The 15,817-nt window shown below is 45.8% G+C and carries 15 protein-coding genes; 9 read left to right on the top strand and 6 right to left on the bottom strand.

What is annotated here, in order from left to right; all coding sequences use genetic code 11:
- The 4 genes from AACV78_RS07945 to AACV78_RS07930 form a co-directional block, all read left to right on the top strand.
- Positions 1-390: peptidoglycan-binding domain-containing protein (locus AACV78_RS07945; protein WP_339383524.1), on the top strand; the 390-nt coding region annotated here is incomplete at its 5' end.
- A 142-nt stretch (positions 391-532) separates the two neighbouring features.
- Entirely contained in the window at positions 533-1,099 is a 567-nt protein-coding gene (locus tag AACV78_RS07940) for a DUF924 family protein (protein WP_194012190.1), read from the top strand.
- Between the two features lie 450 nt (positions 1,100-1,549).
- Positions 1,550-1,981, top strand: a complete 432-nt coding sequence (locus tag AACV78_RS07935; protein WP_194012191.1) for a hypothetical protein — start codon at positions 1,550-1,552, stop codon at positions 1,979-1,981.
- 11 nt (positions 1,982-1,992) lie between these two features.
- Complete coding sequence (locus AACV78_RS07930; protein ID WP_194012192.1) at positions 1,993-2,448, top strand: DUF6575 domain-containing protein; 456 nt, start codon at positions 1,993-1,995, stop codon at positions 2,446-2,448.
- Between the two features lie 65 nt (positions 2,449-2,513).
- Here AACV78_RS07930 and AACV78_RS07925 read toward each other — a convergent pair whose 3' ends face one another.
- Both AACV78_RS07925 and AACV78_RS07920 read right to left on the bottom strand, forming a co-directional pair.
- A complete protein-coding gene (locus AACV78_RS07925; protein WP_194012193.1) occupies positions 2,514-3,860 on the bottom strand; it encodes a PQQ-dependent sugar dehydrogenase in 1,347 nt (448 codons plus the stop codon).
- A gap of 104 nt (positions 3,861-3,964) precedes the next feature.
- Entirely contained in the window at positions 3,965-4,468 is a 504-nt protein-coding gene (locus AACV78_RS07920; RefSeq protein WP_194012194.1) for an autotransporter, read from the bottom strand.
- A 709-nt stretch (positions 4,469-5,177) separates the two neighbouring features.
- Here AACV78_RS07920 and AACV78_RS07915 point away from each other — a divergent pair.
- The gene (locus AACV78_RS07915; RefSeq protein WP_194012195.1) at positions 5,178-5,810 is read left to right on the top strand and encodes a L,D-transpeptidase; all 633 of its coding nucleotides are present in this window, start codon (positions 5,178-5,180) and stop codon (positions 5,808-5,810) included.
- Between the two features lie 195 nt (positions 5,811-6,005).
- Here the strand turns inward: AACV78_RS07915 and AACV78_RS07910 are convergent, their stop codons facing one another.
- From AACV78_RS07910 to AACV78_RS07895, 4 genes are all read right to left on the bottom strand, one after another.
- Positions 6,006-7,874: a tetratricopeptide repeat protein gene (locus tag AACV78_RS07910; protein ID WP_194012196.1), complete on the bottom strand. Its 1,869-nt coding sequence runs from the start codon at positions 7,872-7,874 to the stop codon at positions 6,006-6,008.
- Between the two features lie 65 nt (positions 7,875-7,939).
- Entirely contained in the window at positions 7,940-8,797 is an 858-nt protein-coding gene (locus tag AACV78_RS07905) for a Uma2 family endonuclease (protein WP_228042651.1), read from the bottom strand.
- A 269-nt stretch (positions 8,798-9,066) separates the two neighbouring features.
- Positions 9,067-9,315: a YgiT-type zinc finger protein gene (locus tag AACV78_RS07900; protein ID WP_194012197.1), complete on the bottom strand. Its 249-nt coding sequence runs from the start codon at positions 9,313-9,315 to the stop codon at positions 9,067-9,069.
- Between the two features lie 42 nt (positions 9,316-9,357).
- The gene (locus AACV78_RS07895) at positions 9,358-9,552 is read right to left on the bottom strand and encodes a DUF433 domain-containing protein (RefSeq protein WP_194012204.1); all 195 of its coding nucleotides are present in this window, start codon (positions 9,550-9,552) and stop codon (positions 9,358-9,360) included.
- Between the two features lie 42 nt (positions 9,553-9,594).
- On the opposite strand from AACV78_RS07895, the gene AACV78_RS07890 reads away from it, so the two are divergent.
- From AACV78_RS07890 to cobN, 4 genes are all read left to right on the top strand, one after another.
- Entirely contained in the window at positions 9,595-10,407 is an 813-nt protein-coding gene (locus AACV78_RS07890; RefSeq protein WP_194012198.1) for an ABC transporter ATP-binding protein, read from the top strand.
- 269 nt (positions 10,408-10,676) lie between these two features.
- Complete coding sequence (locus AACV78_RS07885; protein WP_194012199.1) at positions 10,677-11,414, top strand: ABC transporter ATP-binding protein; 738 nt, start codon at positions 10,677-10,679, stop codon at positions 11,412-11,414.
- Complete coding sequence (locus AACV78_RS07880) at positions 11,411-12,271, top strand: EamA family transporter (RefSeq protein ID WP_194012200.1); 861 nt, start codon at positions 11,411-11,413, stop codon at positions 12,269-12,271. Before AACV78_RS07885 ends, AACV78_RS07880 begins: the two co-directional genes overlap by 4 nt.
- 190 nt (positions 12,272-12,461) lie before the next feature.
- On the top strand, positions 12,462-15,817 hold a 3,356-nt coding region (cobN, locus tag AACV78_RS07875; RefSeq protein WP_228042649.1), incomplete at its 3' end, for a cobaltochelatase subunit CobN.

The raw sequence follows: 15,817 nt of genomic DNA, 5'->3' as shown, positions 1-15,817 counted from the left end.
CCCCCTACCCCGCCTCCGCCTCCGCCTCCGCCTAAGCCTAAGCAGCCGCCTTATTTGATTTTACTAGCAATTCTCGGCTTATTAGTTTTGACTGGCGCAAATGCAGCCAGTTATTCAGCGGGCGGCACTATTTGCCCCACTAATGATTGCCACGAACCAGAAGTTAGATTTCATAAAAGGGTTTTGAAACACGGATCGAGAGGGGCAGATGTCAGGAAACTGCAAAAATTGTTGAACGCGCGGGGTTTGTGCCCAGAACCGATCGCACTTGATGGCGTATTCGGCCCGACAACCCTAGATGCAGTCAAGAGATTTCAGCGACAAGCCCACCTTCCAGTAGACGGAATTGTGGGAGGCAAAACTTGGGACAGATTGTTTGCTAGTTCCTAACTTTAAGTACCGGACAACAAAAGTTCCTAATTCATCATTTCCGATCGTGAATCGCTGCGGTTTGTAGTTGTGCAGACAACCTATTATGTGCAACTGCAAACACACAAAGTGCCTCAAAAATCTATCGAACACCAGATTGCTAATGAATGAAATTTTAGATTTTTGGTTTGGTCGATCGAACTCTCCTGAGTTGGGCAAAGCTCAAAAGAAATGGTTTGAGAAAAATGCAGATTTTGATGCCCAAGTGCGATCGAACTTTCTGTCCCAATACGAACTAGCCGCCTCCGGCAAACTAGACTCCTGGCAAAATTCCCCAGAAAACTGCCTAGCATTAATTTTACTCCTCGATCAGTTTCCGCGCAATATGTTTCGCGAAACGCCGAAAGCATTCGCCACAGACAGCAAAGCCTTAACCGCCGCCCAACACGCTGTTAACAATAACTTCGATCGCGAATTGCTGCAAGTACAAAAATGGTTTATTTACCTACCTTTTGAACACAGCGAAAACTTAGAACACCAGCAAAAATCTGTGGAACTATTTCGCCAACTCAGCGGCGAACCCGAAAGCGAATCAGTTATTGAATACGCAATTCGGCATTTCAAAATAATCGAACGTTTTGGCAGATTTCCCCACCGCAACCAGATTCTCGGACGCGAAACAACCCCCGAAGAAGCAGAGTTTCTCAAACAACCAGGTTCGAGATTTTAAAACGCGATCTCCAATTTTTCAAATGATTTGCTATACAAACTAGAAAATGCTATAGTCATATCAAATCCGGTAGCATCCCAATTGTAAAATCGAGTCAGATCGAATCCGCGCTTCATCGTCCTGTATTCATCCCTCTCTTGTCTTCCTCTGCGTTCTCTGCGCTCTCTGTGGTTAAATCATTCCGATGCAACGGTCAACGATATTATAGCAGTTGACAGTTGACAGTTGACAGTTGACAGTTATGGTATCCGAATCTAACCGTTTATAAAGCAAGGATTTTAGACTCTATTGATGAGTTCTTGAATGTCCGCGCCCGATGTGGCAGTTGCTATAAGAGGAATACCCCACTGACTTTAAAACAAAAAGCACAGACTGCAATTAATATAAAAAATAGCGATTTTTGGCTAACATTTAAAAATTCCAATCAAATCGGCTACTAAAATTATCCATATGTGTTTCAAACACCAAGAATATATAGATAAGCTTTCAACTCAATGCCCGCCACAGGACTATGAACCCAAACAAATGCTGGCTTTTAGATTTGTATTTGAACCCAATGATGAACGCTCTATTAATAACTTTAAACCAGTGCTGATAATAACTCCGCAGCGCAACCTAAAACCAGAAACTGAAGCAACCAGATGTCAAGGTTATGCGCTATCATTATTTGATACCAGGGAAAATGCCGAAAAACGCTATTTAAAACTAACAAAAAAAAGAAAAAAACTGCGCGATTCTCTGGGGACTCACATAGCAGCAGGATCGATCGACAATACAGATGGAGTCGTCTCTAAAATAGATGATAACGGTCACTTGAGCCTACATGAATTTGCTACTGCTGATTTAGCCGCAAAATTTGTAATAACATCTTGTTTCTTATAAGCTACAAAAATATGGAACAATTAATAGGATTTAAACTCAGTAAATTTCCTCTCAATCTCAGAAGTATAGTCAATTTAGAGTATTTCGACGGCCCGCTGCTATCGCTTTTTGAGAATGAATACGGCGATAGCTATCTTTATTCTTGGTGCGATGTAGATAATTTGTACAATCGCTGGTTGGTTTTCAGAGTTGCACAACTAACTCTCAAGCTTTACATAGAGGGACAAGTTTCATTGTACGATTTAATGGTAAATCCTGTTGACGGATTTCTCTATTCATTAGATATAGACAATGATTTACAGGTGAAAAACACTTATTTAATCCTACCTGAAAATTTACCTGCAATCTACTTGCCAGAAACAGATTCCTATTACGAACTGTCGGATTTAAATCGCGAAACTGCGGAAGCAGATAGGTTATTAATTTTTCAAAAAGTTTCCGGTGAATCTCAACTTAGTCAGGTTTGAAGCTGACTAAAAAATCAGATTCCCGACTTCTTGAAAAAGTCGGTATCTAATCGATCGCCCTTTTTTCACCCGCGATACTGTACCCGATAAATCCGGTTATTCGCTTCCTCAGTAAACAGCAAACTCCCATCAGGTAAAACCAACAAACCAACCGGCCGCCCCCAAGTTTTCGGGCCCGACGGATCGGTGAGAAAACCAGTCAAAAAATCCTCATAATAACCCTGGGGACGCGAACTCGCCGCATTAAAAGGTACAAACACAATTTTGTAACCAGTTCCTGCGTTGCGGTTCCAACTGCCGCGAAATGCCACAAACGCGCCGTTTAAAAATCTTTTGGGAAACGTTTTGCCGTCGTAAAACTGAAGTCCCAAAGCTGCCGAGTGCGCCTGAAACAGTACGTCTGGCGTCAGTGTTTTGGCGGCTAAATCCGGTCGATCGCTCTTGCCGTTTCTAGCGTGGCGCGGGTCGAGCAAATTCGGCTTAAAATAAGCGTAAGGCCAGCCGTAAAACTCGCCTTTACGAATTCTTGTCAAGTAATCCGGCACCAAATCATCTCCCAAACCGTCGCGTTCGTTGACTGTGGTGTAGAGTTGATTAGTTTTGGGGTGAAAATCCAATCCCACGGGATTTCGCAAGCCGGAAGCAAAAGTTTGCTGGTTTGTGCCGTCCAAATTCATCACTTGCACAGATGCCCTCGGCAGCGGTTCGGAGTTGGCATTAGACTGGGAACCAACTGATACGAACAACTGGCGTTTGTCTGGGGAAGCGATCACATTTCGCGTCCAGTGTTGGTTGTAGCCGCCGCCCGGTAAATCGGCAATTTTTTGCCCTGTTCCAGTTAATTGTTCCTGCCCTTTTGTGTAGGGAAACCGGCGGACTTCGGCGGTGTTTCCTAGGAAAAAATAGCGATCGGCAAAAGCCATCCCAAAGGGAATATTTAAATTGTTTTGGGCGCTGGCAAAAGTCTTGCGAACTTCAGCAACACCGTCGCCGTTACCATCCCGCAACAGCGTAATCCGATTCTGTCGCGTTTCTGTTACCAAAACATCCCCAGTCGGTGTCAAAGCCAGCCATCGGGGAGCATCTAAATTGTCAGCAAAAACGTTGACGACAAAGCCGGGAGGCACTCGCAGCACTGGCGATGGGGGAATCGGTATTACTTGGGCAGGTTTCGAGGCACTTTCGGTGGCTCCTGGCTGCGGTAAAGATGTTGCCACAATGCCGATCGGCTGCGGGGAAAGCGGTTTTGTCGGTACAATTTGATTTGTCCGACCATTTGTCAGCGGTGCAGGGGAGGGAATTTGCGACAGGGGACTTGGCTGGGGAACAGAAGTGGCTGCGGCATCTGTAGCTCGATCGCACCCAATCAACGGCAGCAGCAGAATTAGCAACAGGAAACGCAGGTAAGACATAGCAGCGATTTCTCCACAATTGCTCGACAATTCTTTGATTTTAGCTGCTATTAAACAGCGAAGCCACCGCGCGCGGTGACTTAATTCCGTTTAAAAACCTAGTTCTACCAAAGTCCTCTCACAGGAGCCGGACGTGGAGCCGGAATCGGACGGGGAGCCGGCATCGGAGCCGGAGCCGGACGGGGAATCACACGGGGAGCGGGAGGCGGAAGCATTGGTTGCGGTTCAGGGGCCGGACGCGGTGCTATGGTGGCGGGACGAACAACCGTTGTAGCTACCACCTTGTAGTCGGGGATCACGGCGATATTTTGCACCATATCTCCGGCTAGCAAAACTCTGACTTTCATTCCCGGTACCAGGCCAATAATTTTCAGGACGCATTTTTGAATCCTGAGAGTCCTGTACCGCGAATTTTCTGGGCTAATGGTTACTACGTCGCCGACAATATCTTTGACAAAACCGATCAGGGTTTGAGTGTTTGCTGTGTTGGTAGTCTGGGTTTGGGCTATTTGAGTTGGAGGGTTAGCCATCACCGGATGCACTGAGACAGCCGACATTAGCACCGACAGGGTTGCACCTGTCAATAATTTGATTTTCTGAAGACGCATTGAAACCTCACATTAACTACTATTCTGGGTTGGGTTTGCTTTCGCAGCGCGAAAATCCCAACCTCTACACCTAATCCAGTTTAATCCCCGGAGTAGGAAATTTATAACAATATTACAAAAGATTATCGAATAACTTATTAGCGACTGAATTTTATATCAAAAGTTCCCGATTTACCATAATTTCAGCACTTGGTATCTCTCTTTGTGCAGGCGTGATATATTGAGTTTGTTCGATCGACCGTTTCCGTTTTTTTAGGCCCACCTAACTGTCGCTCCCGGGCGAGAAAATCGGCAAAAAGACAGATTGCGCTTGCCGGATTCAGCAGTGCCACAGTTTTAATTGTCGATCGCCAGTGTGCCACAGCTAAAAAATCAAAATTAGTCACAGGTAAAATTAAATCATGGGTTTGCAGGATTTACGCATCATAACTATGTCCGGCAGATCGATCGCCAAAATAGTTCGTAGTACGGACTTTACTTTGTCCTAAATTGCGGACTCAAGTTCGTATCCCATCTGAGGACTAAATCCCTCACTACAAACCTTTTCTGTTACCGTTAAACAAGTTATAATTTGTGAAATGGAAACAAAAGATTGGGGCGAATTTACAGTCAAAAATTCAGCTCGAAAATTTGCATATCGGGTGCAGTTGGCCGATAATTGGATAGCAGCTTTGTAGCAAGTTCTAGTGAGGAGTTAAGCGAACAAAAAATGGTAAACAGCAAATTTTTATTTAACAAGTTAATTGTGCTGAGTTTGAGTGCGGCGGCGCTGTCTGTAGCCTTACAGCAGCAGGCGACTGCCCAATCTGTTGCAAATCCAAGCAATAGTGCCGCCACTGAGCGCTCAAAATCTGAGGTAAAATTGCCGAATCTCGCAGCCCCAGAACTGCCGCCCCTGGGCGAATCTTTGCAGTTTATTCCCCAGGAACCAAAGGCTGTAGAAAATCCCGTTGAGGAAGTCCGCTTAGTGCTGAGATTGCGAGAACGCCGCGTCTATGTTTACCGCAAAAATAAGGTGCAAGCGAGTTTCCCGGTTGCTGTGGGGAAACAGGGCTGGGAAACTCCCACGGGCAGCTTTAAAGTCATGCAAATGATTAAAGATCCTGTTTGGGAACATCCTTGGACGGGAGAACTTGTACCCGCAGGGCCAGACAATCCGCTGGGAAGTAGGTGGATCGGGTTTTGGACTGATGGTAAGAATGTGATCGGTTTTCACGGGACTCCGACTCTAGAGTCGATCGGGCGAGCGGCTTCTCACGGTTGTGTCAGAATGTTCGATAAAGATGCCCAAGCTTTATTTGAGAAAGTCGCAGTTGGTACGTCTGTGATTGTGGAGAAATAATATTAGATTCGGCGGTTGAAACCGCGTCTATACAAACAAAGATGATTGAGCGGTTTGCAACCGCCGGTTTTTTTCTTAAACCCGCTTGGCATGGGTTTTGTTTGTGTAGATGCAGTTTGCAACCGCCGGGTTTTTCTCATCAATCTGAGATGCGCCCGGACACCCTAGGGAGCACAAGTCGCCGATCGATCAAACCTAGATAGATTGCTGATATTTTTCCAGCAATTCTGGGATGTAATCGTAGCCATCAACGCCGATCGCCGGAATGATTTTCGATCGACTTTTAGCCAAAGATTCTTTAAAAGCTTCCGCCCCCATTTGTCCCCGCAAAATTGTCAGCAAACCAGCCGATTTACGCCACTCCGCCGCCCCAATTTGCTCCAAAGTATACATCCCCAAACAGCCAGCAAATATCGCTTGTTCTAGTTCGTTCATGCTGTAATAAGCTTGAGCCAAATAAGCCAAATTCAGACCTTGGAGATACAAATCGCCCGAAAATTGGGCAGCTTGCCAACCTTCAATCAAATACTCGATCGCACCCGCCGAATTTTCCAGAGCAATTTTAGCAATTCCGAGGCTGCTAGAGCAAAAAGCTTGACTTTGCCTGTCGCCCAATTTTTGCGACAGCAACAAACCTTGCTCCAAATAGCCGATCGCACTTTCATAAACCTCCGGTTCCACCTCCTCCAACTGCCGCGCTTGGAACACTTCGCTGTAGCCCAAATTAGCCAGGGCATTTGCCTCACCTTGCCGCTCTCCGGCTTGTCGTGCCATAATTAAAGCCCGCTGGCTGTAATTAATCGCTTCCTGATAATTTTTTTGAGCAACATAGTTGCGGCTGATGTGATTGAGATTAGCAACTTCGCAAGCTTTGTCTCCTTCGAGACGGGCAATTTCCAGCGATTGTTTGTGCAGCAAGATCGATCGCTCGTAAGCCCCCGCCGCCTGCATCGAATAACCCAAAAGCGTCAGAATCCGAGCTTTAGCTTGAGTACCTTCAACACGGCGCAGCGGTTCATCTAAATAATCCAAAGTATGGCGCAGAGCTTTACCGTCAAACGAAGCAAAAATCCCCCCGTAAAGCGGAAAGTATTCCCGCACCGAAAAAGCGCGCAAAATTTGCAAAGTTACCTGAAAACAAGCATTGGCCAACTGTTCGCCGCTCTTCGTAGAATTATTAAACCCACTAGCTAGCTGGCTCCAAATTACCGCAAAAGTAATGTAAGTAGAAATCGAAGCTTTTGTGGATACCTTGGAATCATAAACTTGCTTGTCGAACCATGTCGCCAAAGCCCGCTGCAAGCACTGCAAAATAATCGCCAATTCCACCAGTGCACCTATTTCTACAGTAGATTGCTTGGCTGCAAATTCAACTATAGATTCACCGATTGAAATAGTCTGCAACAGAGCATGAGGCAAAGGACTGTTAACCTTTTTGGCCCAAAAAGCCCAAGGCCCATTTTGTTCGGGACTGCCAGCGAATCCTAGCTGCTGCGGCTGATAAATCCAACCGACGAGTTCCGGTTCCAACCGCTGCCAAGATTCTAAACCTTTGGCAATACCGGCGGTAATTTGCTGCAAATCTCGCTCGGTTTCGGGATTAGTTGTTTGCAGCATTTGTTGGTGCAGGGATTTTGCTAATTGCTGCAATTGAGCGAGAGTCAGCGGATGTTCTTTATTGGGATCGATTACTTGCAATAAGGCGAGGAGGCGGCCGTTTGATTCGGCGGTAAGGATTTGTTGGATGGATGATGCGATTTCGCGATCGACGCGGTTATCTTTCTGCCAGCGTTCCCACTCTCCTTGGATGGTTTTTAGCGCTCTGAGGCTGCGATTTGCCTTTGCTTGTTTGATTTCGTCTTTTTCATTTCTTAGCAGGTTTTCGGTAGCGTCAAGGCGTTCGCCAAAACAGCGTTCAAAGATTTCACCGGTGCCGGTGCTAATGTCTTCCACTAGCATTTGATAAACTTGTTCTTTAGAGCGAATTTGACCTTTGAGGGTGATTTCGACAATTTTATCGATCAGTGCTAGGTAGCGATCGCGCAATGAGGTAGATTCTGGCATAATTTATTTTTAGTTAATAAGCTTTTATTGAGACAGCAGACAGTATTGCAGGCTGCTACTTCATTTTACAGCTCGTCTGGATTAATGCCCATTGCTCGCAGGCGATCGGCCAATTGATTGGCCCGCTGTCTTTCTGATTCAGCTCGCTGTCTTTCCGATTCAGCCCGCTGTCTTTCCGATTCAGCCCGCTGTCTTTCAATTTCAGCTTGCTGCCTTTCAAATTCAGCTCGTTGGCTTTCCAATTGAGCTCGCTGTCTTTCAAATTCTTCAGGAGTCAGAACCAAATTCCCATTAATATCGTACCAGCGCAGCCACAACCTTTCATTTTGCAGGAAAGCACCTTGCCACAAACCCAAACTTAACTGTATTTCGGGTATCCAGAATCGAGAACCTGTTAACAATTGCTCGCGGTAACGGTTGCCAATTAAGCGAAATACTCTCAATTGGTTGTTGTATTTGCTCAACACAAAATAATAGGGAATCTGCAAAATTCTCTCGTAAACCTGCCACTTCGTCGGCGGTTTGTTTGGTGCCGATTCTGTCAGCCCCAAATCTTCATCTTCTGTACCGGGTGACAGAAATTCGATCGCAATTAAAGGATTGACTGCTTCGTCCCAAATCACGTAACTTTGGCGCAAGTCTCTGTCTTGGTAAAATCTCGAAACGCCCACAACTAAGTACCAATCTGGTCTTTTGTACCAATTGAGATGGTTGGAGTCGTAGTATAGATACAAATCGCTGGCCGAAAATACGCGATCGCGTGGATAATTGGGGGGAATGCAGCTAGCGCACAAAAGTTGTGCTTGCCATCGATGATATACGTCAGGCAAACCGGGTTCCTCCGGGTCTTCACTGGGTAGATCGTACATCGTCGGCAACGCTTTTGTTGGGGAAGATTGCGGATCTGGTACGTGCATCGTCATAATACCATTTTTCTTTCATATGTGGTATGGATGAAGTCTTAGCCCCCCCTTACCAAGGGGGGGTTGGGGGGGGTAATGTCTAGCGCTACTTTATGAAATTGGTATAAGATTTCCCTGGCGAAACGGCTGAAGGAGATTGAGGCGGTACGGCATTGCAGACATTATAGCGGTTTTCCATTTCTGCTGAGTGCTGCGAATGGCGATCGCGCGATCGAGAAATCTCGAATTTAGGGCGACAATGGTATCTTCCCAAACCAGCCAAAATTTATTTACGTGTAACTTTTGGTAGGAATTTGGATATATGAATCCGGCATTTCATTCTGCTGGTGAATAGCAAAGAAACGGCGCTCATTTTCTTTAAGCACTGCTGCATCATAATAAATCATACCGCAATCAATACAACTCTCAACAGGCGTTTTAGGAACTAGCAAGTATTTACCTTGATGGCTGTAAAGATAATTGATTTTACGTTCCTTATAGCTGTTGATACCGCAGGTATTGCATCGGATTTCTCCCATGAGTTTATCCTCATTATCCCGAATTTCGGATTTTCAATCGACCTAATTCATTAGACAAGCTTGAATATCTTCTCTTTCTAGCCAAGGATAGCCTTCTAAAATGGTTTCAGGAGTATCGCCAGCCGCTAACATTCCTAGAATGTGCTCGACTGCCAGTCGGCGACCCCGGATAATCGGTTTGCCGTTAAATATTTTGGGGTTTACGGTGATTCGTTCTAAAAGTTTTTGATCGTCCATAATTTGAGGCATAATTAGATAATCACTATTCTATCATATTTGATGATTGGCGAACCACTTACCTTATCACAAAGCAATCCCGTCTTAGCAGCCCAAGGATTAACTCGCAGCTTTGGCGGTTTAGTGGCTGTAAATGACGTATCTTTCACAGTTCAAAAACACGAAATTTTTGGATTGATCGGCCCTAACGGCGCTGGCAAGACTACTCTGTTTAATGTCATGACTGGACTGATACCTGCCTCTAGCGGCAATCTGATTTATCAAGACGAAAATATTTCTAAATTGCGGCCTTATCAAATTGCGAATAAAGGTATTGCCAGAACATTTCAAAATATTAGGTTGTTTGGCGAACTTTCTGTGTTGGATAATGTGGCGATCGCCCGACACATCCACAGCCGATCGCAAAATCCGGTATTATCGCTACTATCGGGGATTTTAGCCTTACCAGAGTCTAACGCAATGGAGCGCCAAACCCAGCGGAAAGCGCGGGAATTGTTGGATTTGGTCGGATTGGGCGATCGCGCGGGCGAACCAGCCAAAAACCTGCCCTACGGCGACCAGAGGCGCTTAGAAATTGCCCGCGCCCTAGCCCTAGAACCGACAATCTTGCTGTTAGATGAACCGGCGGCGGGGATGAATCCCAATGAAAAGCAAAAGTTAAGCGATTTTATCCGCGAAACCTGCAAACAATTCAATTTAACTGTAATATTGATCGAGCATCACGTACCCCTAGTTATGGGATTGTGCGATCGCATTGCTGTTTTGAATTTTGGTCAGCTTATTGCCTTGGGCGAACCTGCTGTCGTCAGGAATAATCCTGCTGTAATTGAGGCTTATTTAGGAGATGAAAAATAACCCGGCGATTGGAAATCGCGTCTACACAAACAATGTCCACTCCTAGCGGACTAAGAGTAATAGTTAGTATTAAATAGACCTCTCGCATAATTATTGTGGAACAGGCCGGACAGCCTGTTCAAAACTGTCTTTTTGGGAGATGTCTAATGTATCTCCCAGTTCTCTAAAGATGACTTTCGCTATGAGACAGAGGTTTAAAACTCCTGGCGGACTGCTGGGAAAAAGAGAAAATCGATCGCTTATAATAAAAAATATCAAGCAAAAGAACAATGCACGATCGCCCAACTGAAACAAAAGATAACATCCTCTTAGAGCTCAAAAATCTCTGTGTAAATTACGGCGGAATTCAAGCCCTGCAAAATATTGATCTGACAATTAATGCAGGCGAAGTTGTCAGCCTCATCGGTGCCAACGGTGCGGGAAAAAGTACCGCCCTGAGAGCAATTTCTAAAATAGTTAATTTGCGCCAAGGACAAATAATCTACAGCGGCCGCGATATCAGCCGCCGCCAAGCCCACGAAGTTGTGAAATTGGGAATCGCCCACAGTCCAGAAGGGCGCAGGGTTTTGGCGCAGCAAACAGTGTTAGGTAACTTGGAATTGGGGGCTTATATTCGATCGGACTTTGCGGCAGTCAAAGCCGATTTAGCCCGCCAATTCGAGATATTTCCGCGCTTAGCAGAAAGGCGCACTCAACTAGCTGGAACCCTTAGCGGCGGGGAACAGCAAATGCTGGCGATCGCCCGCGCTCTGATGTCGCGCCCCAAACTGCTATTATTAGACGAACCCAGTTTAGGCCTAGCACCGGCGATCGTCAAAGAAATATTTGCGATCGTTCAAAACCTTCGCTCCACAGGTGTTACAATCCTGTTAGTGGAACAAAATGCTAATTTAGCACTGCAAATTGCCGATCGGGGTTACGTGCTAGAAGCTGGTAACATTACTCTCACAGGTCGGGCATCAGATTTGCTAAAGGACGATCGAGTTAGGAGGGCATACTTAGGTTGACTTGGTTAATTTTTGGAATCTTGACCGCTTTCTTTGAAGCCGTCAAAGACGTTTTTGGCAAACAAAACCTCCAAAAAAGTGACGAATATGTCGTCGCTTGGTCTCTCTCATTTTTTTCAGTCATCTTTTTGCTTCCCTGGGTACTTTCTACAGGAATTCCGGCATTAAACTCTCAATATTGGCTTGCCCTATTAATCGGAGGTAGCATCAACGCTGTCACAGCCCTCCTCTACATGAAAGCTATCAAACTATCAGATTTATCCCTGACACTACCGATGGTAGCTTTAACACCATTATTCATGTTGTTAACTTCACCGTTAATGGTCGGTGAATATCCCAAACTTTTTGATTACATTGGCATTTTACTAATCGTAGCAGGCTCTTATTTATTAAATATAAAAGAGAAATCTAAAGGATATTTAGCTCCATTCAAAGCACTGCTGAATGAACCCGGCCCCAAATTGATGTTAATCGTCGCATTTCTATGGAGTATTGCCTCAAATTGTGACAAAATAGGAGTTACAAATTCCTACCCTATTTTTTGGGTATTCTCTTTGTTCGGTACAATGAGTGTTTTGCTACTGCCAGTTTTATTGCACAAAACCCCAAATCCAGGGCGACAACTTCTCCAACAATTACCAATGCTAGCTGCTATGGGGTTTATCAATGCTACTGGAGTAATTTTTCAAATGCAAGCTTTGACATTAACTTTCGTAGTGCGAGTGATCGCGCTTAAGCGTACTAGCGTGTTAATGGGTGTATTGTTCGGTCATTTCATTTTCAAGGAAAAAGATATTCAAGAAAGATTATTAGGGGCCGGAATCATGATTTTGGGAGTTTTATTTATCAGTTTATAGGTTGAGATCTCCGGGACTTTGACGCTAATTCTCCCCCCGAATGTAGGGCGGTGCCCCGTACCCGCCCTCTCTCGGTTGGGCGGGGATGTCCGGGTTGGGAAACACGCCCTAGCCTCTATTTATGTATAAGTCATGTTATAGTAAAGACGATCGCACTTTATCTCACTATTTATTAACATAAAAAAATTTAATGCACAAAATAGCCGCCACACCGGGAGGTTGGAACCCTCAAGCAGAAGGAGTAATTTTTATTCAACAAACCCCAGCACCAATAGTATTTATTAGTGCTGCTGACACAGACATTCAAACACTCGCCGCAGCCTCATCCAAAATGCCGGCAGAATTTCCCAAAATTCGCGCCGTCAACTTGCTTCAATTGCAGCAACAATTAACCATAGACACCTATGCAGAGGAAATTTTACAACAGGCGGAGGTAATAATTTTAAGACTATTAGGCGGGCGTTCCTATTGGTCTTACGGATTAGAAATTCTGCGAGAAACGGCGCAGAAAACTAACGCCTCACTGATTGTAATGCCGGGAGAAGACAGTCCAGATCCAGATTTAATCAGCCATTCAAATGTATCGCTGTCAGCAGTCAACAAACTGTGGCGCTACTTCACAGAAGGCGGAGTCCAAAACTTTATTAACGCCCTCAAATTTACCGCCGATACTTGTCTGAAAACTGCTTACAATCCGCCTCTTCCTCAAACAGTTTCCCGCGTCGGAATTTACGATTGGCGCGGGGGCGGGGAGGCGTGTTTAGAGATTTTACAACCAGATGCAGAACCCCCTAAATCCCCCTTATTAAGGGGGACTTTGAGTGCTTCCGGCTCCCCCCTTAATAAGGGGGGCTGGGGGGGGTCTCCAGATTTACCCTCACAAACTAAAGTCGGAATTTTATTTTATCGCGCTCATTACTTGTCAGGGAATCTAGTACCAATTGACGCACTTTGTCAAGCTTTAACAGAGCGAAACTTAGTGCCAGTTCCCGTGTTTGTATCTTCGCTGCGGGAACCAGATTTGCAAATAGAATTGCTAGACTATTTTCAACCCAAAGACTCCGAATCAATTCAATTATTACTTAACACAACCAGTTTTGCTGTCTCCGGTTTCAACAGTCAACAACCAGAAACAAACAGCCTGCAATCCTTAGATGTTCCTGTATTGCAAGCAATCTTCAGCGGCGGCGGTTTGGAACAGTGGGAAACACAATTACAAGGACTTTCGCCCCGCGATGTGGCGATGAATGTAGCATTGCCCGAAGTAGACGGAAAAATTATTACTAGGGCCGTTTCTTTTAAAGCCGTACAGACTTGGAACGATGAATTAGAAACAGATGTGGTAGGCTATGTCGCAGCGGACGATCGCATTTCATTTGTAGCAGATTTAACCGCGAATTGGGTGAAAATGAAACAAACCCCAGCCGCCAACAGACGCATCGCCATTATTCTCGCAAATTATCCCACCCGCAACGCCCGCTTAGCCAACGGAGTCGGCTTAGATACGCCCGCTAGCTGTGTCGAAATCCTCAAAGCGATGCAGCAAGCCGGTTATCTAGTTGAAAATATCCCCGCTAGCGGCAACGAGTTAATTGAAATCCTGACTTCGGGCGTGACAAATGACCCGGAAGGACGCGAATTACAGCCTGTTCGTCAATCTTTGGATTTAGCAGAATATCAAAAATACTTTGCTACTTTACCGCCGGAAGTACAGGAGGGAATTTGCAATAGATGGGGGTTGGCAGAAGGTCATACACAAGGTAGGGACACGGCAATGCCGTGTCCCTACTTTCCGATTCCGGGGATTCAGTTTGGCAATGTATTTGTGGGAATACAACCGTCGCGCGGATACGAAATTGACCCAGCCTTAAACTATCACGCCCCAGATTTGGAACCTACCCACAATTATCTAGCTTACTATTATTGGTTGCGAGAAAAATTAGGAATTGATGCGATAATTCATGCGGGAAAACACGGCAATTTAGAATGGCTTCCCGGTAAAAGTATTGCACTATCTAACAAATGTTATCCCGAAGTAGCATTAGGCGCGATGCCGAATTTTTATCCGTTCATTGTCAACGATCCGGGGGAAGGTTCCCAGGCAAAAAGACGATCGCAAGCCGCCATCATCGACCACCTGACCCCGCCGATGACTCGCGCCGAACTTTACGGGCCTTTGCAGCAATTAGAAGCCTTAATCGACGAATATTGCGAAGCCCAAAGCTTAGATCCGTCTCGATTACCGATGATTCGCGATCGCATTGTAGCCCTCACCAACCAGGAAAACTTAGATAAAGACTTAGGAATCCAGCTAAATAAATCCGAATTTACCGAATTTATCACCCGCACAGACGGCTATCTTTGCGAACTAAAAGAATCGCAAATTCGCGACGGATTGCACATTTTTGGTCAATGTCCCCAAGGGCGACAGTTGAGAGATTTGATAATTGCGATCGCCCGCCATCCTAGCACAAATCGTTCCGGCTTAACCCGCTCCCTCGCCAAAGACTTAAACCTAGATTTCGATCCCTTAACCACCGCAGGCGATTTAACAGCCGAACTCGAAGAACAAGCCGCAGAATTAGTCGATAACTTAATCCAAAATATCGGCGTTCGTCCCCGTTCATCAGCTTCATCTGCGGTTGCAAAAAATATCACAATAGGACAAGAAACCCAACAGGAATTAGACTGGATCGAAAACTATCTTTTGCCTTCACTCCTCCAAACAAACCAAGAAATTACTAACCTGTTGCGCGGACTAGATGGGCGACACATCCCCAGCGGCGCATCCGGCGCGCCCACTCGCGGCAGACCCGATGTATTGCCCACAGGTCGCAATTTTTACTCGGTAGATATCCGCGCCATACCGACAGAAACCGCCTGGAGAGTTGGCAGAGTTGCTGCGGAAACTTTAATCGAAAGATACACTCAAGAAAACGGCGAATATCCGAAAACTTTGGGTTTGTCAGTGTGGGGAACATCCACCATGCGGACAGGGGGAGACGACATCGCCGAAGCACTAGCATTACTAGGAGTTCAGCCAATTTGGGATGGGCCTTCGCGCCGGGTTGTAGATTTTGAAATATTGCCTGTTGCTGTTTTGGGGCGGCCGCGCGTTGATGTTACTTTGCGAATCTCTGGGTTTTTCCGCGATGCTTTTTTTAACTTAATTGATTTGTTTGACAGTGCGGTAAAAGCTGTGGCAAATTTAGAAGAACCTGCCGAAGATAATCCTTTAGCAGCGCAAGTTAAGCAAGAGATTTTGGATTGGGAAGCGGCGGGTTTGAGTCGGGAAGATGCAGAAGTGCGATCGCAATTTCGAGTCTTTGGTTCAAAACCGGGGGCTTACGGCGCCGGACTTCAAGGCATAATTGAAGCTCAAAACTGGACAGGCGACGGCGATTTAGCAAAAGCTTACATTAATTGGAGCAGTTACGCCTATACAAGTACCCCAGCCGGGGCGGGCACGCACCATTCACCGCCCCTACAAGGGGGGGCTAATTCCCATACCCCCCCAACCCCCCCTTACCAAGGGGGGGCTAATTC

The sequence above is a fragment of the Tychonema sp. LEGE 07196 genome, from assembly GCF_963890365.1.
Lineage (GTDB): Bacteria > Cyanobacteriota > Cyanobacteriia > Cyanobacteriales > Microcoleaceae > Microcoleus.
The sequence above is the reverse complement of the archived record's forward strand: the minus strand, read 5'-3'. Positions and strand labels throughout refer to the sequence as shown.

Bases quoted from the DNA above. Each gene is read 5' to 3' on its own strand.
- AACV78_RS07940 (WP_194012190.1), top strand. From the start codon at position 533: ATGAATGAAATTTTAGATTTTTGGTTTGGTCGATCGAACTCTCCTGAG.
- AACV78_RS07935 (WP_194012191.1), top strand. From the start codon at position 1,550: ATGTGTTTCAAACACCAAGAATATATAGATAAGCTTTCAACTCAATGC.
- AACV78_RS07930 (WP_194012192.1), top strand. From the start codon at position 1,993: ATGGAACAATTAATAGGATTTAAACTCAGTAAATTTCCTCTCAATCTC.
- AACV78_RS07925 (WP_194012193.1), bottom strand. From the start codon at position 3,860: ATGTCTTACCTGCGTTTCCTGTTGCTAATTCTGCTGCTGCCGTTGATT.
- AACV78_RS07920 (WP_194012194.1), bottom strand. From the start codon at position 4,468: ATGCGTCTTCAGAAAATCAAATTATTGACAGGTGCAACCCTGTCGGTG.
- AACV78_RS07915 (WP_194012195.1), top strand. From the start codon at position 5,178: ATGGTAAACAGCAAATTTTTATTTAACAAGTTAATTGTGCTGAGTTTG.
- AACV78_RS07910 (WP_194012196.1), bottom strand. From the start codon at position 7,874: ATGCCAGAATCTACCTCATTGCGCGATCGCTACCTAGCACTGATCGAT.
- AACV78_RS07905 (WP_228042651.1), bottom strand. From the start codon at position 8,797: ATGACGATGCACGTACCAGATCCGCAATCTTCCCCAACAAAAGCGTTG.
- AACV78_RS07900 (WP_194012197.1), bottom strand. From the start codon at position 9,315: ATGGGAGAAATCCGATGCAATACCTGCGGTATCAACAGCTATAAGGAA.
- AACV78_RS07895 (WP_194012204.1), bottom strand. From the start codon at position 9,552: ATGGACGATCAAAAACTTTTAGAACGAATCACCGTAAACCCCAAAATA.
- AACV78_RS07890 (WP_194012198.1), top strand. From the start codon at position 9,595: ATGATTGGCGAACCACTTACCTTATCACAAAGCAATCCCGTCTTAGCA.
- AACV78_RS07885 (WP_194012199.1), top strand. From the start codon at position 10,677: ATGCACGATCGCCCAACTGAAACAAAAGATAACATCCTCTTAGAGCTC.